The following is a 24,107-nucleotide window of genomic DNA, read 5'->3' as shown; positions in this document are numbered from 1 at the left end:
TATATTTATAATAATAAGGCTTATTTAGTCATCAATAATTTAAGGCCGGCCAATGTTGGCGTAACTATGGCTCTACCATCATTTAAATACCTAACCTTAATTAAATTCATGCTTGATAATTTAATTAATTCCTTAATTACGTTATTTTTAATGACACCTGTTGATTGTGACACCATATCGATTAATGAGGCCATTGTTGTAAAGCCAAGCTCATTAACAGTTCTCAAAATTTCCAAGTCAACATCACTTAAAGTCTCCTTACTAAGTTCGAAATTATTATTCACAACACTCAATCCAAGTTTTGTCATCAATACCTCAGAACTTACACCATTACTTACTCTAATTAACTTACCAAAGGTTTCCTGAGGTATTGATGATGAGGTTATTATTAATTCATCAAATATCCCGAGATCACGAGGAACGCGATTAGTCACTACATATATATTGCCAAGGCCCCTCACTTCCTGTAGTGAGTCCTTTACTTCATCTACAAAATCTGTTGTGAGTATGATTGAGCCCTTGATATTACTGGCCGTGATATACGCAAGTATGGCGGCAGCCACCAGGGATTTTATTGGTTCAATAAGCGGGATACTTACGCAGCCCTTGTTCATTGGTCTCCAAATATTTAACATGCTCATTATCTTCATGAAGTAGTAAAGCCTTATAGCGTTATAATCCAGGTATGTCTCGAGGACATTGCTTATTGCATCATAGAGCTTTGATGAACTAGTGAGTGAATCAAGCAATAACCTTAGGTCATCATCCCTTAAATCGAGTATTTTACCCCATAGTAATGCAATTCTCGTACTTATCCCTGGGCTTAACTCTATGTTTATTCCAGTATTACCACCATTATCTAGGCATATCATGGATACTAACCAATCATTGTTTGGCAATACATTATGAATTATGTAATCAAGTCCTAGCGATCCATGTATTAGTATCAGCATTAAGCATTTATTGAACTTTACCGTAGAAAAAATTAATGATTAAAAATAATGTCGTTATCCATGCGAGGAATTTTTAAATTAGTAATTAGTACGCAGATTCAGCGTTAATGGCAAGAGGCACAAGGATGATGGCGGTTTTGGCATCACTATTGGCCCTACTAAGTAGCTTTACGTATAACATTGCCATTACGAGAAAAATACCAACGGCAGGTCTTGGTTTATTATCACTACTAAATGCAACAATTGCCTTCTCGACCCTACCAACCGCCCTAATTGGATTTGCTTATCCAAGATTAACAGCTAGGGACAATGGATTAAACATTATAGCAGCCCTCAATGCATCATCGATCTTCTACTTAATAACATTGGTTTTAACCATAGCCTACCTAATGGGTATTTGGACTAAGATGGGGGCCTACGCATTTCTCGTACTTATCATAGCTATTCTCTCAGAAATAACCTCATACATACAGACAATAACGAATTCCATATTAATGGTTAAGAATAGGGGTAGGTTTATTATAACGTCTATTATTCAATCAATTACTAAATTCATTGTTATCCCAGTTATATTGTTTCTTGGTTGGACAGTACAGGCTGTTCTCTGGTCATCATTCTTCATAGTATTCATACCATCACTATACGCATTCATATACTCATTGAGATACCATATTAATGTTTATAATACCCGTAGATATTTCAGGGAAGTTATTAGTGCATCCTGGGTCCCGCTAATGGGTTATGCTATCAATTCCTTTAGGTCCCTTGATGCCGTGTTCATTGGTATTTTTGGCTATGCACAATTGAGTATTTGGTATGTAATCTTCATACTTAGTAAGCCGTTTGGTTACAGTAATACCCTTGTTAATGTAACGTATGGTGAACTCCTCGAACGTGGAAGACCAAACATAATATATAGGGACTTCCTTATAATTCTCCTAATAACTACGTATGTCGCGTTATCATTAACTTTGTTCCCAGGTGTTTACATAAATCTGGTAAGACCGAGCATCAGAAATGAAATAAGCCTACTAGTACTACCTATTGTTTTATTGGCGATAAATAATGTTTTAGGTAATGTTAATCAGTTCATTAGTAATGTAATGCAGGGTATTGACAAGAGGGATATTGAGAGTAATCATGAGATAAGACCAGGCATTTACTTAAGAAGTCTTATTTTGCATACGCACTTGGCGGAGCTTGTCTTCACAATAGTGTATTTATCAACGATGGTGCCATTAATCCTATTATTCAGGGACTTGGGATTTACATATTATGCCGTGATTGGTGCATTGCTTTCATCATTGCTTGCCAATATTTCTGCATTGGGTTTTAGGTTCATTAGGCTCGGTAGTATTAAGTCGATATTTAATGGCAGAGTAATGCTCCTGGATTATGCATTACCATCATTATTATCAATAATTGTTCTAATACTTATTGTACATGTGATTAGGTTCACGCTTTATACAAGTATTATTATTTCACTGGTTCAGGTAGTAATTGTGTCATTAATAACCCTAGTTATTTACTTTGGCATAGCTGTGATAATATCGAGAAATGTGAGGGATTTGATTATGATTTTAATTAAAAAAATAATTGGTACTATTACTGCTTCTCAACTCTAGGCATTTGTGGCGTCCATTTCCAGGACAGGGCAGCGTAAATTACGTAAAGTAGTAATGCGTTGAATATTGCAAATACCACCAAACTACCATAAAGTAGTCCAGGCTGCACAGATACTAATTGTACTAGGGCGTTTAGTTCAGGTGTTAGTAATGTGGAGACCTTAAGTGTATTAGCCACTTGTAGTGTGAATTGCAAGCCATAGGCATTAACGAGCTTTGGTACTGCGGATAGTGGTGGGACTATGGCGTAGGGCAGGTGTGCCAATCCATTCATGACCTCGGCACTAATCATCAGCAGAAGTACTAGAACCAACTTAAGGGCCAATATTGACCTATTAATGAACTTGAAAGACAGCACTATTAGTATTAGTAGTATTATGCCGAGGGCTACGTCCATGTAGAATACACCAGTCAATATCATAGTTGGTTCATAGACTGAGTAGAGACTTGAGGGAAGGTACGCAGGTGGCTTGCTAAGTATTGACCAGGCAACCGTCGGTGAGTATAGGTAAACCTCATACAGGTATAGCCCAGCGAATAACGCATAGACTACACCAAACACTAGGCTTATCCAGTTACTAATTCTGTAACCCGTTAATCTATACTCGCTCTTATCAATGGCGTACCTCCAACCAAATATTGAATTTATGAGTATTCCAGTCATGGCGATTGCACCAAAGAGTGTTGCCAAGAATAGAGGAGCATAGGTTGGGTTTAGGAATACTTGAGACCAATTAATACCCAGTGTGAAGCCTACCAGGGATGTCTCATCCTTAAACACCTCAACACCAGCTGGATAATTTATGAACGCAAATACGAGCCTAAACATAGCTGGTATGACAGTAAGGGCTACCGCCATTCCGTAGCCAATGACTACATGTTTCATTGGATCAATCCTGCCAAAACCCCTGTAGTAAAAACCAATGAAGGGTAGGGCTATGGCAACACCAAAGGCTATCGCAACGCCCCACACAGGCCATAGGAGGGCCCCAGCTATATTCGTGAATATCGGTAGTAATCCTGCCAGGAACACGGTTATTATCGTGCCGAAGAGCCCACCAATCGCGTAGACTGTAATTAAGTAATTGGCCATGTTATGGGCTAGGTCAACATAGACCTGGTTATTACGCCTATAACCAATTAACTCAAGTGTCGGTAGTAACCATCCCAGGCCAAGCACTGTGTAAACAAGCGGCAAGTGTACTGAGAAGGCCCAGGCGATTAGGCCCACGGCAATGTCTGTTGCCGAGACCATGGTCATCACCTCAATATTCCACCACCTTGGCTTCTTCACGTCTTGGCATCCCCCTTAGGTATAGGTAGACCATATATACGGCTAGTGACGGCATCGCAATCTCAACAATAAGCACCAATACTGCTAACCAAACTGGGAAGTAAAGCGTTGGGTTCAACAAACCACCGGGTCCAACAGGAACACCAGTAATTACTGGCGGACCACCACTTGGATTAGGATCTGCCTGAACGAGTATGAATGGGTACCTACCAGATTCTGCAGAGACTGCACCACCTATTGATGCGAAGGCCGCAAAGAAAGGCATTAAGTAAACGCTACTCCTCTCAAAGAAGCTGGCTAATGTTTTAGCCCAACTAAAGCGGTCGAAGAAGCCAGGGAATAAGTACCACAGTGATAAAGCACCGCTCCAGATACCAAGTAGTATCCCAAATATAACCATGAATACCCAGTAGAAGACAGACACGAATGCTGGAGGCCTCTCGTAAGTCGGCCAACTGAAGTAGCCCCAGAATGCATGGTTGAACGTTCCATAGGCAAAGAAGCTCGTTAGTGGATCAATCTTAAGGCCACTCCAGAACATACCCTCAAGAGCTGCTAACTTAAGCGGGTCATCCTGCAGTACAAGCTCGCCCTGAAGGTGTCCAATTACGAAGCCCTGTATTGCCGTTAGTACGGCCACTGTTGGTACAAGGATCTTAAGTATCATTAACCTCTCGGGCTTCCTATCATGCATGTAGAGGTATAGGTATATCGCAGCTATTATGGACCAGGTCAGTATTACTACGGCTAGTATGCCGTGGAATATGAAAACATTCGCACCCCACCAAAACATGTTCCAAGCATCTATTGGCGAAGCCCATTTAATTACATAGTCCGTTAAGCCAACGACATTCTGTCCAGTGGCTTGGTATAGGTTAATCACCTCGAGACCTGGTGGTCTCATGCTTAGTGATGCCATTACCGCAAGGATATTATAGGCGCTATAGTAGCCGCCGAATGCAGCCACTATACCTATTATCCAATGCAGTACTTGGTTCTTTATCTTATTCCAAGTAAATACGTAAAGTGGTAATATAATAACCTCTATTAGGAAGGCAAATAATTCAAGGTAAAACGGTAGTACTATTGCCTCACCAATCAGTGATATGAAATTACTCCATAATGTGACTAGGCCAAACTCAACCAAGGTACCGAAGGCAGCCCCAACGCCGAAGAATATCGTTGATATTACCGAGAATGTCCTTGCCGTATTATACCAAAATTGATTATGTTTCCTTATGTAAAGGAATTCCGCAACTATTGCCAGGAGTATGGTGCCAAGGAAGCTCGATGCGAGGGACAAGTGGGCCAGTATGCCTACTGCAGACACAACTCTAATGTCAGTTGGTGCTCCGAGTATGGGTTGGTCCATCATTATATTATTGATAATTCTATAAGCTTATAAATTAATCAAGGTATTTACAATTTCCCAGAAATTATGTTATGTATGTTCATTAAAAATAACAGTATTTATTAACAGTACAATGTATAATTATCTATACAATTAAATTAAATATAAGTAAATTATTTCAATTCCTAAAGAACTGCCTCGCAGCAATTATCAACGGATCCCAGACCTGGGTCACAGCGGGTAGATATGCCAAGTCACTCATGAAAAGATCCTCAACAGTTGCTCCCTTAGCCATTAGTGCTGCTAATGTATCGATCTTGCCAAGTACGTAGGAACCATCATCACCAAGCACCTGCGCACCTATTAACCTCATACTACCGTCATCAACTATTAACTTTATTGTTACATAACCACCACCAGGGTAATACCTAGCTTTAGTTCTGGCAGTTATTACTGCGCTTCTTATCCTAAACCCATGCCTTATCGCTTCCTGGGTCGTTAAGCCCGTACTCGCTATGTATAGGTTCATGAACCTAGTCATTGAAGTACCAACAACCCCTGGAAAAATCATGAGTTTACCAGCTATGTTGCTACCGACAACAAATCCCGTCTTATTAGCCGTGGTTCCAAAGGGATGCCAGTAAGGCTTGTTCGTTATCAGGTTCCTGGTCTCAGCAATATCACCAGCAGCATAGACATTATCAATACTTGTCCTCATGTGCTCATCAACCCAAACAGCCCCTGTCTCACCAATGCGCAAACTAAGTTGTCTAGCTAATTCTATGTTTGGTCTTATGCCTGTCGCTAGGATTACGGCATCAACCGCGTACTTACCACCATCCGTAATTATTACCTGTTCATCACCCTGGTCACTGATTTCGAGAATTTTCTCATTTAGCCGTAATATTACACCATACTTGCTCAATTCATTCTTAACGATATTACCGATATCCTCATCCAGGGATTTACGTAATGGATAGCCCGACCTACCGATCATTATCACGTTCTTACCCCTAAACCTAAGAGCCTCGGCGACCTCAAGGCCTACATAGCCAGTTCCAATAATGCCTATGGTACTTACGGAATATAAGGCATCCCTTAACTTCATGGCTTCCGCGGGATGATGAACCGTAAATACACGATCACCCCTAATCGGTATGTCCGGTGTTATTGGTATCGCTCCCATTGCAAGCACTAGATAATCCCATTCAAACCTATTGCCTTTATTGGTCCGCACATAATTCTGCCCAACCTCCACTACAGCGTCATTAAGCCTAACGTCAATATTCCTCACATTCCTAAAGTAATCCGGCGTATAATGCATGAGTAGATCATAGTTATCAAATAAACCCTCAAGATAGTAGGGTATTCCACAGGGTGCATGGCTAACCATATTACTTCCCTCAAGAACCACAACATTCGCGTCACGCCTTAGTTTTTTCACTCGAGATGCTGCGCTCATACCTGCAGCTCCTCCACCAATTATTACTACCTTCATATTAAATGCGCAATAAGGAGGAAAAATTAAATTATACTTCATGATGATACTTAACTGATTACTAATGCATGATTCCAGTGATAAGTTACTTAGTATAATTGATGAAATGAAAGAGCTTGAGAGGTATTTGGCGATATTATACGGGATCGCCGCTGCCAGGACAAATGAGCCCTTCATAGGCGCAATAATGAGAAAGATAAGCATTGAGTCTGCGATGCATAATTATATACTCACAATGCTGAAGTCACTAATTCACGAATGCCCACCAAGGAGAATCTTCGACTTGGAAACACTGTTATCATTACAAGGTAGTATTGAGGAGGCAATAACCCATGCTAAGTCATTGATAGATTACATGAATTCCATGGAGAAGGTTAATTATGATATTACTAATACTATTATTGAGAAACTGAATGATCTTGAAAGCTACGAGGAGAATGCCGTGAAGGTATACAGCTTCCTACTCAGGAGTTACCTACCCATCACCAGTACAAGGATTGATGAGAAGCACCGTATAATCTCAAAACTAATTATTAAGTTGCTTAAGGGAATTTCAGATGATGAGAAGAATCATGAGGAGATGCTTGAGGTTGTAAGAGAAATCTCATTAAAGTAAGGTATTAAAAGGGAGTCCGCCAGGTCGTTAGCGTGGAAAAACCAAGACTTTTCATTAGAGAGTCTACGGGGCTTGTTAGGGAGATTGGCCCCTGGACAGCCCTGCTAATGAATACTGCTTTCATAGCCTTCCAGTCAGGGTTTATACTGTTGATATCTAGTATGTTCAATTTCCCAAGGGGAAACCCATTAATCACCATCGTAATTGGTGCGGTATTATTCCTACCACTAACAATACTACTCAATAAAATAGGCATTACATACTACAGAACGGCCAGTGACTACATATTTGTCACAAGGAACCTACACCCATCAATTGGTTTTGCCGCTATGTTCATGTTCACAATAGACCAAATGTTCTTTAACGCAGTACTAATAAGTCTAGGATTAGTTACGGGACTTGCGCCTGCATTAGTAGCCATAGGCCTCTCGAATCACGCAGCAGACCTTACTCTTCTTGGTAACTCATTAATGAACAATCCATTACTGATATTCCTGACAGGCTCCATAGTATTAACAATCCTCATATTGATTAATGCAATATCAATAAAGGCAGGTAAGTACTTGGCCTCGGCGATTTCCCTATTTGGTATCATAACATTCATACTAACGATAATTCTATTCTATACCTACACACCACAAATAATTAATTCAATAAATACGGCTGCACCAAATCTATTTAGCCAAGCGGTTTCAGTATCAAGGAAATTACCAAGTTATGGGGTAATCATGGACACGATATACCTAATACCATACCTGGCCTATGTATTTCCTTTCGTAAACTTCATACTGTCAGTCGGTGGCGAAGTCAGGAGGGGTAGCGCAATACCCATTGCCGTGTTCGGAACCTACGCCATAAGCACCCTATTCCTAGTACTTAGTGTTTGGGTTATGCTTTCATCATTAGGTATTGATAGATTGAATGGACTTTTCGCAATATATTACGGCATTACCAATGGTGCTTCTTGGCCAAGTACATTACCACCACCATATCCACAGGCATTGCTCATACTTGCCATCAGGAACCCAGTGCTTCAGTGGTTAATAGCCATTGGTTCGTTTACCTGGTACATAAATGTTGTCTCGGTCCTAATAATACAAATAGCCAGGTACATACTAGCCCTATCCTTTGATAGGGTATTACCATCAATATTGGCATATGTTAATCCAAGGACCCATACCCCAGTAACAGCCCACATAACCGACCTTGTAATAACCCTGGCAATAATGTATCTATATAACTTCAGCGTGATGCCATTGCTATCGGCTACAATGGACGTGAGCACCCTGATCACAATACTCATGTACTTCATGATAATAACAATAACGGCAATAGTGCTGGGAATTAGAACTAGGTCAGTGAGCACTACATTGCTCGGTGCATATGTAACTATGTTATTCTCCTGGATTGCTTATGAGGAGATAATTAATCCAGCAGCTTATCTATTCGTACAATCAATAAATACATACATAATAGGGTTCTTCGTGGCATTATTCGTGATAGGCATAGCGCTATATTATGCAATGCGCCTATACAGGCTAAGGAGGGAGAACATGGATATAAACATGCTATTTAAGGAAATACCACCTGAATGATCAATTAACCTCCATTGAGAATGCATCAATTATTCTATTACTCCTAATCCTAATAACAGTCTCGAGTGATCCACTCCTTATTATAATAGTTATTACTCCATGATCATAGTCAATTAATGACGCCTTCCAATCATAATCAAGCTCAATTAATTCCCCGCTCTTCCAAACACCAATTACCTTAGGGTCAATATGCGCAATTGATAAACCATCATTAACAAGGCACCTCTTTCTAATTAGCCTAACAAAATATCCAAAACCACTAGCTACCAATGTCTCCTTATCACATCTCATTAATTCACCTGAACAATAATCATAAACTTCACGTTAAGTCTAACGTAGAGCTTTTAAAGGATTCCTATTCAGGGAGAGAGTAATCGAAATACCTATATAGCACCTAAATGCATTTATTAATAAGGTGCGAATAAACCCAGCACTATGCATTAGATGCAGGGGAGAATATAACCTATGCGGCCTATCCTACTGCCCAGTCCTCGCTGAGTTACATGCAAAGTACACACTCAAGAATATCATTAATAAGGAGCACATTGATGGATCATCACCACCAAGCGTATTTGTTGGTCGCATTGGTTACCCAAGGGTCAATATATACCCAGCAACACCACCTGTTCATGGAGACACAAGTAATCTAGAGGATCCAAGGGCCTGGCTGAACATGGGACTAGAGGACTTCCTCTCAAGTAGGTTATCACTAATTAGAGGTTCAATGAGGGTTAGGATTGAGGATGCCAGGAACCCATCGAGGATACTTCATGATATTCAAGTCATGGCATTATCAAGTAATTCTGTGGATTCGGAACTAATGCTCGAGAGGCCAGTCAGTGGTAGGTATGTACTTGATGAGCATTCACCACCCTTTGGCCCCTCATCACCACTACAAAAATTGCGTATAAACTCATTACCACCGCCACCGAGGATAATCGATAAGGTACATAGCGATACTGACCTAAGCGCCACTGAGGCGATTTGGACGTTGTATAAACACGGTATTGACGTTCACCACATATCAAGACTACTGAGTGTTGGTACACTTGGCATTGGTAAAAGGAGGAGACTCGTACCGACTAGGTGGTCAATAACTGCCGTTGATAAGCAGGTCTCTGATAAAATGCTTAGTGAGGTTCGCGACTACCCCCTCATAAGTGAGTATAGGGTCTACGTGAGAAGTATTAAGGACAATACGTTTATTGGCATATTAACACCACATACCTGGCTTTATGAGTGGGCTGAGGCCTGGTGGCCTGGTTCGACGTGGAACCTATGGAGCGGTGATACTGTTCTTGAACTTGATTATGAGGGTTACTGGGGGCGTGATGACTACCCATCAATAGGTGGTTGCTACTACGCAGCTAGGATAGCCGCACTTGAAGCCCTACGTTCAATGCATAGGCAAGCAGCCGTAATACTATGGCGTGAGATTTACCCGGGCTTCAACCTACCCATTGGCGTATGGTGGGTTAGGGAAAATATTAGGGCTATGTTTAATGGGTCATATGAGAAATTCTACGACTTAAGAGATGCATTGAGTTACACGGCCAAATTCCTAAGACTACCAATAGGTAAGTGGGTATCGAGATCCTACGTAATCAGGGTCCTCACCAAGCAATCAAGCCTAACCAATTGGTTGAGCGGTGGGTAGATGGACAACGTGACTAGGCTAGGAAATATCATCGTGAAGGAGATAAGGGTTAAGTCAGCATTGTCAAGGTCAGGCCTACCTGAGTATGACTATGCATTAAACCCATACCTAGGTTGTCAACACGGATGTATTTACTGCTATGCCATGGACTTCACGAGAGGCGAACCTGGCGTTAGATGGGGTGAGGTCGTATACGTCAAGGTAAACCTAATACAAGTGTTATTAAGGGATATCAGAAGGTTTAGGCCGGGCATTGTTGGTGTATCCACAATAACAGATCCGTACCAACCCGTGGAGTCCAGGTACAAACTAACCAGGAGGTCAATTAAGGTACTGTGCAATGCGGGTTACCACGTTAGTATTCAAACGAAATCATCATTAATCATTAGGGATTTAGACGTAATTAGTGGGTGCGGTAGGTCAGTGGACGTCGGCTTCACAATAACCACGATGAGAAATACATACAGAGTAATAGAGCCCATGGCCGCGCATCCAATGGCAAGGGCATCAGCACTTAGGAAAATAGCCAGCCTGGGCGTTGAGACCTGGATATTCCTAGGCCCTGTACTACCTGGCATGAATGATAAAGTGGAGGATTACGAACCAGTGATTCGCCTAGCTAAAGAAACAAATTCCCAGGTAATAATTGATAGGTTCAGGCCAAGGCCAATTGTAACTAGTTTCATGAGTAGGAAATTAAACCCCATATACCGAGTAACTAGGGACTGGTGGAGTGAGACCCTGAGTTCAATAATGAGACTATGCAAGGACTATGGCGTTAATTGCATCACAGCAGAGGATGAGTGGGAAATAAGTCGAAAATGAGGAAAATCATGTTAATGTGGGAAGACTTAAATAAAGTGGAATAGTTAATGATATATGGGGAGCGTGATTAAAATCGATAATAGAGGTAGTATAAGACTACCAGGGAAACTTGCTAAGTATGGCTCAGTGGTTATAAATTGATGCTAGTGAATACTTCATCGGCATTCCAATACCCAAGGATCCATTGGTAGCAACATCAGGTATTATAAGGAGTAAGAGAGCGTTGAGGAATTAAGGAGAGAGGCTGAGGAGGAGACTGCCAGGGATGCATTATCGAGGGCTAAGAGGATGGGTCATGTTGATTGATACCGACATATTAATTGCCCATTTGAAGGATAGGGATTGGCTTAAATTTAAGATTTGGTATACTTGTTAATGCCCCAACTCTATTCAATATCTCACGATTACTAAGTCCTATTCGACTCAATACATAATATTATCTCATGAATAACCTCCCTACTTACTAATACCTCACCGAAGTCCCCATTCACAATGCGTAACAGCAACCTATCAGTCACGTCCGGGTGCCAACTACAGTTGATACAGACTTGATGGCTTTAGCATTAATGGGTCAATACGGCCTTACATCAATTTTCGATGCGTATAATGCCGCAACGTGCCTGCTTTATGATAAGGATAGAAAAATTATATCCACAGATAGTGCGTATGATAAGGTTATAGGGTTATCAAGAATTGATCCTAGGAATCTCGTTTAGTATTGTGTACTTAGAAACCTTTATTAATAAGGTCGTTGACTCACATTCGGCGAATTGAGTGGCTCAGGTTGGGAATGAGGAGCAGATAATTAAGGAGATAATGAATGCTTTGTCTGGTTCTGCACGTTATATGGCTGATGAGATCAGGAGTACCTTCTCGAAGTATGTGGATATTTACAAGGGTGTTTCGGGCTTTGAGACTCAGCAGGTTAGCCTTGGTACTGTTGAGAATAGTAAGAGAGTCTTTCTGATTCAGTCATCAATTACGGAGCCGAATTACGATTCCAATAATTACCTGGTGAATGCCTTTAAGGGATTCTTCAATATTAATGAGAATTTCTATCCAACGTATTTAATGGGTGGTATTGAGTGCTATATGCAGTCATCACCGAGTGAACCCAGTGGCGTTAAGGTTAGTGGTTCTATGGTTTCTGCCTATAATGGTGTTGAGTCCGTTGAGGATAAGGATATGGGGCAGGTAATCTGTGCTAAGAAGGCTAGTATTAGATTCTCAGATAATGTTGGTGGCGAAGTAAGTGTAAATCCCAGTGATTTATTTAGAGTCGCGCTTGACGTAATTAACAACGTTAGGAGTAAGTTTAGCGGTATTCGTGATGATTTTGTTAATACGTACGGCTTCGAACCAGGGGACATAACGTTGACGGGCAATGAGGTTATGCTAAGTACGTTATTTGACCTAAACATGTCAAGTACAATGAGGGATTATATACAGAGGGTTTTCTCAAGCATTGTTCCGGAGCAAACACCAGAGTTAATGGGTCTAGGTCTTCTCTGTGGTGCGCAGCCTGACCTCGTCTTTTCATATGATGATGCAGAGAAGATATTAGTGCTTGGCCATCCACATAAGGTTAGTTCAGGAGATTGTCTCAAGTACTCAATAATTAAGTACCTTTGAATTCATCACCTTAAAAGGGGCTTTATTAAGTACTTAAAACCTCACCACCCTTTTCTTTAACCGCAAATATGAGAAAGTCAAGGACTTTATTAATCTCATCCTCGGCCTTCCTAACATCCTCAGAGCTAACATATACATGAATCTCAACCAATGGTGACCTAATTTCATGACCCTTAGGATGACTCTTAATGTAAACTCTATTACTCATCTTCATTCCCTTTTCAATTATTGGCGCCAAGTCAGCCTCAGGAACACCCTTAACTGTTATTGATCTCTCAATAAAGTGAAGTTTAGGCCCTATCTCTCGTAGTTTAGGCTCCACGTAATTCTCGAATATACTCATCATCTCGGCTGGGACCCCAGGTAGCGCAATTATTACAGTATTATCCTCCTCAACCCAAATACCTGGTGCAGTACCCACTGGGTTAGGAAGTGGCTTAGCACCCTCGGGCATTTTTGCCTGCTTAAGCCTAGGCTCAGTTAGCTCTAAACCCTTTAATTTAAATGTCTCAATCACGAGCTTAAGCGCCTCGTCATTAATCACGTACTTCCTATTCAATGCCTTGGCCAGGTACTCGCTTGTTTTATCATCGAATGTTGGTCCTAAGCCACCCGTGGAAATCACAACCCTGACACCTCTCTTAATGGCATCCCTAAATACCTCAACCTCATCCTCCTCATTGTCAGGCACTGTTATTATCCTCCTAACGTCATAACCAAGCAGTGTTAATTTCCTGGCAAGCCAAGCGGCGTTTGTATTTACGGTCTTCCCGATTAATAATTCATTACCTATTGATATTATCCACGCTATGTAACTCATTGTGAAAAATATTGAGGAAACACTGACTTAAATGCTTTTGTACCTAATTAACGAGGACATATTAATAAATGAGTTAACTAATCAATAAATGGATTTAAGTATGAAGAGGTTTGCAATAATAATCCTGGATCTAGATGATGTTCATCCAGATGAGGATGATAAGGTTCGAGTAACTAAAATGATTGAGGAATCTTTACAGTGGTGGCATGGTTATTTGGGGCATAATGATAAGCTGGAGCTTGATAAGTGGAGGGTGTATTACGTGGAGTGGGGTGATGAATTGATGATTGCTAGGGTATTGAACGCGCTCGGTAAATTCAGGGAATACATAAAGGGGGAGTTATGATGAGCTATTTTTAAATCATTCAATTTTAGATTCCTCATAACCGCAATTTGGGCAGTGAAGCACGTACTTAATTGCATACCTTCCATCAACTTGAACCAACGCCTTATCGACAATCGTCATCCTATGGAGACAACGTGGGCACGTATGATCACCCCTATAGCCATACTTACTCAGTATTCTCCTTACGGCATAAAGACTAATTCCCAACTTAGAGGATATTGCCCTCTGGCTTAATCCATCACTATATAGTCTTAAGACCTCATTAATAATATCCTTGGGCATTAAATCAACCTTGGAGGTAATCTTACCCTCAGCTCTAAGTCTCTCCATTGCAGCCCTAGTTCTCTGTCTAATGAATTCCCTCTCCATGGACGCCACAAAGGCTAGGACAGTCCTAAGGAACTGCCTATATGCGCCATCGAGGTTCTGGAGCACGGCCTCCTTCTCACTGGTACTAACTATTAGTAGTCCAAGCCTGTTCTCAACAATATCAAGTAGCCTAAATAGTTCCTGGAAGTTCCTAACGAGCCTCGAGGTTTCATATACCAGGAGAACCATTGGCCTTGGACTGAATAAATTACTTTCAATATCCCTAACCAAATCCCTAAAGGCTGGTCTGTCCATCACAGGTGATGCACCGCTAATAGCCTCATCAATATAAAACCTCAGTATCTGAAAACCCCTTGACTCACTCCATCGCCTTAAGTACTCCACTTGGTTGGCCGGATCCTGCATTTCTGTGGATACTCTAACATATGCTATGGCAGGAATCACAACAACGAACTTATTACAAATGCCTTTTAAACGATGCGTCTAGGTATTATTAATTACATTTAATGTATCTTCTCAATTATAAATAATATAGATAATAATGCTTAAAAGACATAACCTATTTATTCAATGAATGGTTAGGGCATTAATAACAGACCCTGTAGATGAATACATAGTCAATGAGTTGAGCAGACATGGTGTAATTGTTGATTATAAGCCAGGCATTAGTAGGGATGAATTGTTAAGGGTAATTCCTAATTATGAGGTATTGGTGGTTAGGAGCAGGACTAAGGTTACTAAGGACGTTATTGATGCCGCTAACAAATTAAGGATTATAGCGAGGGCAGGTGTCGGTCTTGATAACATTGATGTAGAATACGCTAAGTCAAAGGGTATTGAGGTTATTAATGCACCTGAAGGTTCCACGCAATCAGTGGCTGAGTTAGTGATTGGTTTCATGATCACTGCAGCTAGACTCGTGATGCTCCAGGACAGGTTAGTTAAGGATGGTGGGTGGCCTAAGGGTAAGTACGTTGGTACTGAATTATTTGGAAAGGTACTTGGTATAATCGGTTTCGGTAGAATTGGACAGAGGGTTGCTGAGTTGGCTAGGGCAATTGGTATGAAGGTTCAGGTCTATGATGTAATTGATGTGAGGGATAAGGCCATTAAGCTCGGTGTTGATGTTGTAAATTTTGAGACTTTGATTAAGGATAGTGATTTCATATCAATACATGTGTCTCTGACGCCAAATGCGAAACATATGATTAGCGAGAGGGAGTTTCGAATGATGAAGGATGGCGTGATAATAATTAATACTTCCAGGGGCGAGGTAATAGACACAAGGGCATTACTCAAGGCTCTCAATGATGGTAAGGTGGCTGCCGTGGCGCTTGATGTACTTGAGAATGAGCCGCCCAGGGAGCCTTGGGAAATAGAACTGGTTAAGCACCCAAGGGTAATAATAACGCCACATATTGGTGCAGAAACCAGGGAAGCTCAAAGAAGGATTGCCGAGATACTTGTTAATAAGGTAATTAAGTTACTTAATGAATAATAACGTTAGATGATGATTATTAGGAAGTGTTTGACAGAGGGACTTGACGGCACGCATCACCGTGGGCTTTCAAGCCTCTCCGCGGTCATGCTTAAGGATTATAGGAGGTTTATTTCTGTTTCTCCGTATTACTGTAAAAGTTTTATACCATGTCAGCATATGCGTATTTATGGTTGATGTAAATAACATTGTGAATAAGATAATGGGTATTGCCGGAGAATTAGGAATTGCAGCATCGGTTGAGGAGTATGGGCGTGAGAGAGTTGTGATTCTTGAGATTGGCGAGGATTTCAGCATTTATGTCTCTATAGTTTGTAACAGTGAATGCGATATTGAGTACGCCATTGGTGATGAGAACTTCACGTTTAAGTCAAGCAGTATTGAGTTATTGAGGAGGGCTGTGGAGATCATTGAGAGGATAAATAATGAGACCACCAGGGCCTAATGCCATCATAGCTTTAGGTATACCCAACCCTCAGCCTGTTTACGTACAATCTCCGCAACACCAGCATTGACTATTTTAACGCCATCTATTAATCGATCCTCCGTTATGTTTCTACTCCTCATAGAGTTCCTACAAGCGACTATTGTGACTCCGCGCCTCATTAAATCCCTTATCTTACTCTCAACACTGCTATCTCTAATAACGGCGTTTATTGCGGATTGATGAAAGACCACCTCAACTTCCGCTTCAGGAATTTCATTTATTAGGTTGTTACATGAGGTTAGTGTTTGATCTATGTTGTTAATATCCGAAACCTGTACCACGACCCTCAGCATCAGAATCACATTTAGAAATTAACTTAAAGAACTTCCCCGGTTAATCACGGTTGATGAGTGAGGCTAACATAACCCTGCCTTACTTTAACATCATCAGTGATGTAAGGGGCGTGTTGAGTGGTGTAAGGATGAGTTTAGCAGGTAATCAATGGTTCGTTATTGACGAGTTAATGGGGTTCCTAAAGTCAATGGAATTTAACGTGTATGTTGAGACCATACCACCAGGCCTTGTGTTAAGGAGGGCATTGGGTGAGCCCCTCGTTATTGGTGGCTTGGTGATCGACGTTAAGCCTGAAATAGTATCGTTACCAACAAGCATGCTTAGTGGTTTAACGGTCAAGGATAGGTTTGAGTATGTTGAGAATGACTTAGCGATAGTGTACGTCGGCGAGCCCGTGAATGATTGGTGTGAGTTAAGGGATAGGAGGGTTGCAGTTCCGAACCCTGTCACGGAGGGTATTGGTGCATTGTTTAGGGAATTGTACACCGAGTACTGCGGTGATTACTCAGAGTTTGTTGGCAGGGGCTCGGTGTACTTAACGAGGATACACCATAGGGAAATACCTGAATTACTCCGTAATGGATTAGTTGATGCAGGGATAGTTTGGAGGACAGAGGCAATTTACTGGGGCTTTAAGTACACAGTGCCCAGTAGGAATAGGGTTAGTAGATTATCCTTCGCATTAATGCCATGGGCAAGCAATGATGCCGTTAAGGTCTTCGAACTTTTACGTAGTGACAATGTTAGGCGTATGTATGAGAAGTACGGGTTTAGGTGGATTGTGGGGCATTAATTATCTTCAATGATGTAGAAAGACTTAACGTAATCAGGCTTAACCTAATGATTTAAGGCATTCATTAAGTACTTCTGCCAATCTACCTCCATTTATCTTAAGTTATGTCGTTTTAATGAAAAACCCTACTAAAGGCCCATAAGCGTGTTGTTATACTTAAGTAACATTTCCTTCATCTTAAGAGCGTCCTTCTCCAGGAGTGGGGACTCGTTTATTATCGTTATCTCGATATCCTCACTAGCCAACTCCTTCGCCAGAGGCTCGAATGGTGGATTATTCGTGTCTATGGGTTCATGCTCATCAACCCACTCACCCTTCTTGAACTTAACGCACGTGAAGTGGGTGTGCATTGGTTGATTGCCGAAGTACTCATGCCACATATTCAACACAGCCCTATAATTAATTGAACCAACATTCCTCGCGAACACGTGGCCCCAATCAATTACGGCAACCACCTGCGGATGATTAATCTCCTTAACAAGCCTAAAGGTCTCCTCTAAATTGCCGAACTGGTTCTTCCTAGCCATGACCTCAAGACCGAGCTTCACATTCTTAATTCCATTCTCCCTCATCCAATCAACAACCCTAAGAACACCAACCTTAACAGCATTGTAGCATCCCTCTGGGCCAAGCTTACCGTAATAGGCAGGGTGAAAAACGACGACCGTGGCGCCCATGGCCTCACCCCTATCAAGTGATTCCTCAAGCCTAGTAATACTGGCCTCAACCTTCTCCTTTTCCTCGCTACACAGATTTATGAAGTACGGTGCATGTACAGAAAGCCTAACACCCAATTCCCTGGCAACCTCACCAGTCTCCTGCGCGGCCTCTCTAGTCATTTTAACACCCTGTACGAACTCAACCTCCATGGCATTTAGACCGACTTCCTTAACGTACCTAATACCATCAATCGTACCTGCGCTCCTCTTCCTTTCCTTAGCGCCAATCGGTATGCCGGCAGGTCCAAGGTAAACCCTAGCCATCGGATTTAGTCATTGAGGGCTAACTAAAGAGTTTTGCCTTAATAATCACTCAATAAATACGAGGCACAACTACTTAATGCATCTCCTAGCCCTAGTTATTAACTCGCCCGAAATACCCGACTCATCCTTAAGGACAATCCCAATAGACAAATCAAGGGCAAGAGGGTAGCACTTATCAACAATCCTAAAAGCCTCACCCACATTAAACGCAAGAACCTCAACATTAGGCGGAACATCCAGGTTAAGCAGCCTCTTATGCGGTGGCTCATTGAAATTGCCTATAACAACAACGTCAACATCGCTATCCTCAGCAAAATCACCCCTGGCATAAGAACCAACCAGAAACACGGTGCCACGAACATCATCAGCAACACGCCTAGCCAATTCCAACGCCCGGGCCCTCAACTCCTCACGCCACTTAATAATCCTCTCCATAAATCCTCAACAAACAATACAATCCTCTCAGCCGCCTTAATAGCCATTTCTGCGTCGCCACGCGTAAAGTACTCATACGGCGCACCCTCACTCCACGCATCAACATACCTAGTCGGAACATAGAACTTATCGAGAAACTTACCCAAATCCACCACATCGTCAGGAACAGGAAACATCTTACTCAACTCATTAAGCAAGTGCGTTATTGAACGTCCCCTCACGGGCCTCCCAACACCATAAAGAAAGGCCTTCACAGCAAACTCAGACGTCTGATGGGCCTTAAAGCACGCCCAATTATAATCACCCCGATCCTCATCGTCTCTTGCCGAATCTAAAGTCCTCCTAGCCATTAGAATCCACCTATTGAATTCCTCATTATCAGTGTTAACGCTTATATGCCATATAAACGTATAAATTACCTGGGATTTATTAAAAGTATAAAAGCAGTGCAACGATATATTATTAACATGCCCATTTACTCATGGCCGCTGAGGACGTACGAACCCTCAAGCGATTTACTCAGGCTATCCAATGTTAGGGAAAGCCCGTTCAGTATTAAGCTTAATAATGAGAGGGTAAGGTGTACCTTATGCCATAGACAATGCACATTAGCGAATGGCCAAGTTGGTCTCTGCGGTATGAGATTCAACATAAACGGCAAACTCTACACAGCAACATACGGCTTACTTACAGCCGCTGAGTCAAGACCAATGGAAATCAAGCCATTATTTCATTACTATCCACGTACATCAGCACTAACAATAAGTACGTGGGGCTGCAACTTCCCATGTACATGGTGCCAAAATTGGCACCTAAGTAAGTTCGCTAGCTTAGACGGTATTTACGTACCGCCGGAAAGACTCATTGAATGGGCAATTGAGAATGGGGATACTGGTATTAATGTGAGCTTTAATGAACCAACGTTGCTGACCGAGTATGCAATTGACGTGTTTAAACTCGCCAAAGCGAGAGGTTTACATGCGTCAATTAATACTAATGGTTACTTAACGCCTGAGGCGTTGAAGGCCTTGTTTGATGCTGGTATGGATGGTATGAATTCTGACATTAAGGGTGGTCGTGAAACATATAGGTGGTGGTTGGCTGCTGATTTTAGCAAGTTGATGAGCACTCTTGAGTATGCTGTTAAGTTGGGTATTCATTTGGAGGTTACGTATTTGGTGATTCCTGGCGTTAATGATGACGATGCTGATGAAGTAATAAATGCTGTGGCTAAGTTGGGCAGGGATGTGCCAATGCACATAACGGCTTACTACCCGGCGCATAAGCTGCGTAATCCATCAACGCCAACCGAACTCCTTGAAGATATATGGAGAAGGGCTAGGAAAGAGCTTGACTATGTGTATGTTGGTAATGTGCCTGGTCATCCTGGTCAACACACGTACTGCCCAAGGTGTGGTGCTGTATTGATTAAGAGGTTTGAGGATAGGGTTGTTGATGTTAAGTTAGTCGGCTATAGATGTCCTAGGTGTGGGTATGAAATTAAGATTAGGGGTTTCATCGGCAGATACGGGAACCTGTACAGAAGATTTATATAGTTTATATTATCAGGAAACGTTTAGGATTTCTTAAGGGTTTTAGGGTAAATTGTTTAAGCGTACCCATGGCATTAAAACCATGATCAATTACCACTCTTAACCTTCATTGACTCCTCAACCTGCCCCTTTACCTGCCTTTGCAGGTCCTCAATACTCCTGGTTATTGACCAGGCTTTATCAAAGAGCGTTATGGCATCCTCCTTAGGTATTTTCACCATAGCCTCAAAATTCTTAGCCCATGCTGAGTAGGTCATGTTCGCACTACCTAAGTAGGCATTTCTATCAGTTACGTATAATTTGATGTGTATGAAACCATCACTACCCTGAGAAGGACTAAACCTAATGTTAAGTAACCAAGGCACAACCTCCTTAATCTGAGCCCGACCAGACCCAATGAATGCAATACCAAAGATTAATACGAGGAAACCAATGAGCACAAATAAATCATTAATTTTAGTTAACGCCATGAAGATTATACCGAGCAAGATAAGCATTATCCCCACAGCTCTATATTTTTCATTAGTGACGTATCTCGTTACGTAAATGTCATTGTTTTGGATATACTCCATAACTAGTTTATAGAGATCATTATTATCGTCCATACTCGTTATAACCCTCGCCCTATCCTCCTTTATCATTTTAAAAACGGATTTGGCGTATTCCCCGTCAATCCATGGCGATATTATTAAAGCTTGTCTTGAGTCTAAAACCTCATCGAAAATTTTCTTTACTTCCTTACCAATAATTAGATTAGAACACATTTTAAGATTAGACTAGTTAATGATTTTTAAATCCAATATCTCGATACATTACTATTAAATAATAGCAATAATAGCGCAATATTAATACCCGCTTAGTACCAGCATGCATCCCGTAAAGATCAATGTCTTTTAGTTCTTATTATCATGAATACGAACATTAACATTAGTACTACAGTTATTGTGATTATCAAGTTAGTGTAGTTTGGTGTGTAGGTTATTGTTATGGTTGTTGGTTCATTTATGGCTAGAGTTAGTGATGTTGCGTTTGGTTCCAAGGTTACTAACCCCATTAACTCATTGATGGGCTTTGCAGTTACCACTAGTTGAGACCCAGACCTAACCCAACTGGTGAAGTTTGTCGTTGACACACCATTGACGTTAATTGGGTAGTTGCTGGTAACTTCAACATGGTAATAAGGTGTCCAGTTTATGGTTAATGTAATCGGTGAGTTGATACTTAGAGTCTCACTATGGAGTGATGGTACGAACAACGTCTCGTTACTGAGCGTCACATTGTTGACAATAATGCTCAGAACCGAGCCTGCATTAACCCAGTTGCTGTAGCTTGTTGTTTCCGTCCCATTAATACTCACTGGAAGCACTGAATTAATACTGACGAAGTACTGCGCCTGATAGGCAGCGGTTATGTTATAGATTGTGAACCAGGTTTGGCTTGGGTATAGCGTTATGGAGGAATTACTGTAAAATTCGCTGTTCAAGTAATAGCCCTCAAAGACGTACCTCACATCGCCCTGTGGCTGGATCACCGGTGGGAAAACAGCCCTGTAAGTCTGAATAATGTAGAGTGCACTGGAACCCGTTGGGTATGTGATATTTATGAAGGTCATTGGTAGTGCCGGGGCCTGAGGATTAGGATTAATGAGACCCAGGTTGGACTTGTCCACAGTGACCACTGCAAAGGAGCCGGGCATGGATACCCGGAGGTTAGTGGCAGACTCAAGGGTATCCAACGAAAAACTATAGACGCTTGGGAATGGAGACCAGGTACTGTTATTCCAGTAAACTAGTGCTAACTTGGCATTAACATTACTGAAGGTTGTCAATTCACCATTAGCATACCCAGTAAAGACCAACTCAGCATCCATGGGGTACCCAGCTGGGGTCAGATTATTTGCGTAGACCTCGATATAGGCTCTAGAGGCTGGTGCATAAGGCCTTATGTACACCTTATCATACCAAACAACCTGAGGAGCCTGGTAAAGGCTGCTTTGGGTAATGACGTAGCCGAACTGAACAATGACGGTGCCATAATACGTAAAAACATTAATAATGAGGTAACCAGCAAAGGGTAAATTATATGTGTTGTATCCTGATTGATACCCGTAGTATACGCCATTCGTACTATTGCTAACAACGCCATTACCTGCAATACTTGTTAACGTGGCTAATGCAGTTGTGTCGTTCCAAACATTATCGAGAAAGTCATAGTTCTGGCTATGTGTTAAGAATTGAATAACATTCTGTAGCCAGTAGTACTGTTTCTGCCCGTTGACTAGGTCTACAACGAGTACAACATTCAACTGTAATCCAGCGCCAGAATTAGGCACGCCGTAGTTAGCACCATTTGTGTTGTACGCACTGATTCTGCTTATGTTGAAGTAACCAAGCACCTCATTAGTCCTGATGGGTTGTAATGGTAGGCTCACTATGCCCATACCAAAACTTGGGCCATAAGTGAGGTATAGGCATGTGGCGTAATTACTAGGTGCGGGGTAAACGACAACTACGTAATTACCCTGAGATAATTGAATAGGTAATGGTTTTCCATTCATTAGCGTACCTGCATAGACAGCGTTTACTGCTTGCCCTGAGTACCATAGGTCGTATTCACCTGGGGTAAAGACATAGGTACTTGTATTACCTGGAGAACAACCACCTGCGTAAACAACAACGTACTCTGGCTGGGAAAGAGTGACGTTCCAGGGAACAAATAACACGTTTGGTTGTGGAGGAGGTACTTGGACCTGAGCATGTATATTTAATGATATGGATATTAGTATTAAGCCGAAAAGTACTAGGAAAAATAGGCTTTTCACCATTAAAACCCGAAGCAAGCTAGGTCATTTTAAACCCTAACATTTTTTGTCACCATTCAATGCTTATACTAGGCACTGAGAGAGGAATATTGTTGGATCATCCTCAAGGGTTCACCCTGGCATTTCCAGGGTGATCTACCTTGAGGACTCATTACGACTATTGAGTACTAATTTATTGCTCCTTACTGATCTAATCAGTGCTGTAGTATTAAATAACGTATATTAGGGTTTATTGGAGAATATCTTTGTATTATGTGGATGTTTTACTTAACATATACGTATATCAGGTTGCCTTTATCATTAAGTCTCTTCTTAATCCTGCCCTTACCTGTCAATGCCTCTATTGCCCTTAGTATGTCCGCAACCTTATAACCCCTTGTTTTTGCCCACGCCATCAACTCATCCTTTGTTATGCTTCCTCTACTCATTATGTGCTTTAATACCTCATCCTCTATCCCCGTGGTTATGGCAGGTGTCGCGGCTTTACTCACCTCCTTCGTTACCTCCTCAGCCCTTGGCATCTGTGTTGTTTCTTTTTCCTTGGCGGTGGTTTTAGACTCGGCTTTCGCTGTCTCCTCCGTACCGTAGAGGAATGATGTTATTGATGCAGAACCTGCACCCTTCTCTTCCTCCTTCCTTCTCGCTTTTCTTGACACTTGTTCATTAATTAATCAAGCCTAATAATACTTACTATTTTCGCG

General features: G+C 41.6%; 26 protein-coding genes. 12 read left to right on the top strand and 14 right to left on the bottom strand.

All coding sequences use genetic code 11. From position 1 onward, the window contains the following. Positions 1-20 precede the first annotated feature (20 nt). Positions 21-953, bottom strand: a complete 933-nt coding sequence (locus ACP5L5_RS09570) for a hypothetical protein (RefSeq protein ID WP_428763365.1) — start codon at positions 951-953, stop codon at positions 21-23. 107 nt (positions 954-1,060) lie between these two features. Here ACP5L5_RS09570 and ACP5L5_RS09565 point away from each other — a divergent pair, with 107 nt between their 5' ends. Further along, positions 1,061-2,578, top strand: coding sequence for a hypothetical protein (locus ACP5L5_RS09565; protein ID WP_428763364.1), 1,518 nt, complete (start codon positions 1,061-1,063; stop codon positions 2,576-2,578). On the opposite strand, the gene ACP5L5_RS09560 is transcribed toward ACP5L5_RS09565, so the two are convergent. The 3 genes from ACP5L5_RS09560 to ACP5L5_RS09550 all read right to left on the bottom strand — a co-directional run bounded on the left by ACP5L5_RS09560 (position 2,559) and on the right by ACP5L5_RS09550 (position 6,721). After that, positions 2,559-3,872, bottom strand: a complete 1,314-nt coding sequence (locus ACP5L5_RS09560) for a cytochrome ubiquinol oxidase subunit I (protein ID WP_428763363.1) — start codon at positions 3,870-3,872, stop codon at positions 2,559-2,561. The genes ACP5L5_RS09565 and ACP5L5_RS09560 overlap by 20 nt on opposite strands. Further along, a complete protein-coding gene (locus ACP5L5_RS09555) occupies positions 3,844-5,244 on the bottom strand; it encodes a cytochrome ubiquinol oxidase subunit I (protein ID WP_428763361.1) in 1,401 nt (466 codons plus the stop codon). Before ACP5L5_RS09555 ends, ACP5L5_RS09560 begins: the two co-directional genes overlap by 29 nt. Positions 5,245-5,401: 157 nt before the next feature. Beyond that, on the bottom strand, positions 5,402-6,721 hold the full coding sequence (locus ACP5L5_RS09550; RefSeq protein WP_428763360.1) for an FAD-dependent oxidoreductase: 1,320 nt from the start codon (positions 6,719-6,721) through the stop codon (positions 5,402-5,404). Positions 6,722-6,785: 64 nt separating this feature from the next. On the opposite strand from ACP5L5_RS09550, the gene ACP5L5_RS09545 reads away from it, so the two are divergent. After that, positions 6,786-7,337, top strand: coding sequence for a hypothetical protein (locus tag ACP5L5_RS09545; RefSeq protein WP_428763359.1), 552 nt, complete (start codon positions 6,786-6,788; stop codon positions 7,335-7,337). A 32-nt stretch (positions 7,338-7,369) separates the two neighbouring features. Continuing rightward, positions 7,370-8,932 carry an APC family permease gene (locus tag ACP5L5_RS09540; protein WP_428763357.1) on the top strand — a complete coding sequence of 521 codons (1,563 nt, stop codon included), beginning with the start codon at positions 7,370-7,372 and terminating at the stop codon, positions 8,930-8,932. Here the strand turns inward: ACP5L5_RS09540 and ACP5L5_RS09535 are convergent, their stop codons facing one another. After that, positions 8,933-9,223 (bottom strand): hypothetical protein, encoded by a 291-nt coding sequence (locus tag ACP5L5_RS09535; protein WP_013605508.1) that lies wholly within the window; start codon positions 9,221-9,223, stop codon positions 8,933-8,935. A 124-nt stretch (positions 9,224-9,347) separates the two neighbouring features. On the opposite strand from ACP5L5_RS09535, the gene ACP5L5_RS09530 reads away from it, so the two are divergent. The 4 genes from ACP5L5_RS09530 (at position 9,348) to ACP5L5_RS09515 (ending at position 13,046) form a co-directional block, all read left to right on the top strand. Next, positions 9,348-10,589, top strand: coding sequence for an Nre family DNA repair protein (locus ACP5L5_RS09530; RefSeq protein WP_428763355.1), 1,242 nt, complete (start codon positions 9,348-9,350; stop codon positions 10,587-10,589). Next, on the top strand, positions 10,590-11,414 hold the full coding sequence (locus tag ACP5L5_RS09525; protein WP_428763354.1) for an SPL family radical SAM protein: 825 nt from the start codon (positions 10,590-10,592) through the stop codon (positions 11,412-11,414). 524 nt (positions 11,415-11,938) lie between these two features. Continuing rightward, positions 11,939-12,130 (top strand): hypothetical protein, encoded by a 192-nt coding sequence (locus ACP5L5_RS09520; protein ID WP_428763352.1) that lies wholly within the window; start codon positions 11,939-11,941, stop codon positions 12,128-12,130. A 58-nt stretch (positions 12,131-12,188) separates the two neighbouring features. Then, positions 12,189-13,046, top strand: a complete 858-nt coding sequence (locus ACP5L5_RS09515) for a hypothetical protein (protein ID WP_428763350.1) — start codon at positions 12,189-12,191, stop codon at positions 13,044-13,046. A gap of 25 nt (positions 13,047-13,071) precedes the next feature. On the opposite strand, the gene ACP5L5_RS09510 is transcribed toward ACP5L5_RS09515, so the two are convergent. Further along, complete coding sequence (locus ACP5L5_RS09510) at positions 13,072-13,866, bottom strand: nicotinamide mononucleotide deamidase-related protein (protein WP_428763349.1); 795 nt, start codon at positions 13,864-13,866, stop codon at positions 13,072-13,074. A gap of 88 nt (positions 13,867-13,954) precedes the next feature. Here ACP5L5_RS09510 and ACP5L5_RS09505 point away from each other — a divergent pair, with 88 nt between their 5' ends. Beyond that, positions 13,955-14,212 (top strand): hypothetical protein, encoded by a 258-nt coding sequence (locus ACP5L5_RS09505; RefSeq protein ID WP_428763348.1) that lies wholly within the window; start codon positions 13,955-13,957, stop codon positions 14,210-14,212. A 15-nt stretch (positions 14,213-14,227) separates the two neighbouring features. Here ACP5L5_RS09505 and ACP5L5_RS09500 read toward each other — a convergent pair whose 3' ends face one another. Beyond that, entirely contained in the window at positions 14,228-14,986 is a 759-nt protein-coding gene (locus ACP5L5_RS09500; RefSeq protein ID WP_013605516.1) for a recombinase family protein, read from the bottom strand. A gap of 130 nt (positions 14,987-15,116) precedes the next feature. Here ACP5L5_RS09500 and ACP5L5_RS09495 point away from each other — a divergent pair, with 130 nt between their 5' ends. Next, positions 15,117-16,040, top strand: coding sequence for a D-2-hydroxyacid dehydrogenase (locus ACP5L5_RS09495; protein WP_428763346.1), 924 nt, complete (start codon positions 15,117-15,119; stop codon positions 16,038-16,040). A 169-nt stretch (positions 16,041-16,209) separates the two neighbouring features. Next, a complete protein-coding gene (locus tag ACP5L5_RS09490; protein WP_428763344.1) occupies positions 16,210-16,485 on the top strand; it encodes a hypothetical protein in 276 nt (91 codons plus the stop codon). Positions 16,486-16,490: 5 nt separating this feature from the next. Here ACP5L5_RS09490 and ACP5L5_RS09485 read toward each other — a convergent pair whose 3' ends face one another. Further along, positions 16,491-16,820: a DsrE family protein gene (locus ACP5L5_RS09485; RefSeq protein ID WP_428763343.1), complete on the bottom strand. Its 330-nt coding sequence runs from the start codon at positions 16,818-16,820 to the stop codon at positions 16,491-16,493. Positions 16,821-16,873: 53 nt separating this feature from the next. On the opposite strand from ACP5L5_RS09485, the gene ACP5L5_RS09480 reads away from it, so the two are divergent. After that, positions 16,874-17,614: a substrate-binding domain-containing protein gene (locus tag ACP5L5_RS09480; protein WP_428763342.1), complete on the top strand. Its 741-nt coding sequence runs from the start codon at positions 16,874-16,876 to the stop codon at positions 17,612-17,614. Positions 17,615-17,742: 128 nt separating this feature from the next. Here the strand turns inward: ACP5L5_RS09480 and ACP5L5_RS09475 are convergent, their stop codons facing one another. The 3 genes from ACP5L5_RS09475 to ACP5L5_RS09465 form a co-directional block, all read right to left on the bottom strand. Further along, positions 17,743-18,597, bottom strand: coding sequence for a TIM barrel protein (locus ACP5L5_RS09475; RefSeq protein WP_428763340.1), 855 nt, complete (start codon positions 18,595-18,597; stop codon positions 17,743-17,745). A gap of 69 nt (positions 18,598-18,666) precedes the next feature. Next, positions 18,667-19,032 (bottom strand): nucleotidyltransferase domain-containing protein, encoded by a 366-nt coding sequence (locus tag ACP5L5_RS09470; RefSeq protein WP_428763339.1) that lies wholly within the window; start codon positions 19,030-19,032, stop codon positions 18,667-18,669. Continuing rightward, positions 18,999-19,382 carry a HEPN domain-containing protein gene (locus tag ACP5L5_RS09465; RefSeq protein WP_428763337.1) on the bottom strand — a complete coding sequence of 128 codons (384 nt, stop codon included), beginning with the start codon at positions 19,380-19,382 and terminating at the stop codon, positions 18,999-19,001. The genes ACP5L5_RS09470 and ACP5L5_RS09465 overlap by 34 nt, the downstream gene beginning before the upstream one ends. A 117-nt stretch (positions 19,383-19,499) precedes the next feature. Between ACP5L5_RS09465 and amrS the strand changes: the two genes are divergently transcribed. Further along, a complete protein-coding gene (gene amrS, locus ACP5L5_RS09460) occupies positions 19,500-20,588 on the top strand; it encodes an AmmeMemoRadiSam system radical SAM enzyme (RefSeq protein ID WP_428763336.1) in 1,089 nt (362 codons plus the stop codon). 83 nt (positions 20,589-20,671) lie between these two features. Here amrS and ACP5L5_RS09455 read toward each other — a convergent pair whose 3' ends face one another. The 3 genes from ACP5L5_RS09455 to ACP5L5_RS09445 all read right to left on the bottom strand — a co-directional run bounded on the left by ACP5L5_RS09455 (position 20,672) and on the right by ACP5L5_RS09445 (position 24,062). Then, positions 20,672-21,349, bottom strand: coding sequence for a phospholipase D-like domain-containing protein (locus ACP5L5_RS09455; protein ID WP_428763334.1), 678 nt, complete (start codon positions 21,347-21,349; stop codon positions 20,672-20,674). Positions 21,350-21,468: 119 nt separating this feature from the next. Beyond that, positions 21,469-23,409 (bottom strand): thermopsin family protease, encoded by a 1,941-nt coding sequence (locus ACP5L5_RS09450; RefSeq protein WP_428763332.1) that lies wholly within the window; start codon positions 23,407-23,409, stop codon positions 21,469-21,471. Between the two features lie 260 nt (positions 23,410-23,669). Further along, positions 23,670-24,062 carry a hypothetical protein gene (locus ACP5L5_RS09445; protein ID WP_428763331.1) on the bottom strand — a complete coding sequence of 131 codons (393 nt, stop codon included), beginning with the start codon at positions 24,060-24,062 and terminating at the stop codon, positions 23,670-23,672. Positions 24,063-24,107 lie beyond the last annotated feature (45 nt).

It is taken from the genome of Vulcanisaeta sp. (genome assembly GCF_049966235.1).
Lineage (GTDB): Archaea > Thermoproteota > Thermoprotei > Thermoproteales > Thermocladiaceae > Vulcanisaeta > Vulcanisaeta moutnovskia.
This window is presented reverse-complemented; position numbering and strand designations above follow the sequence as displayed.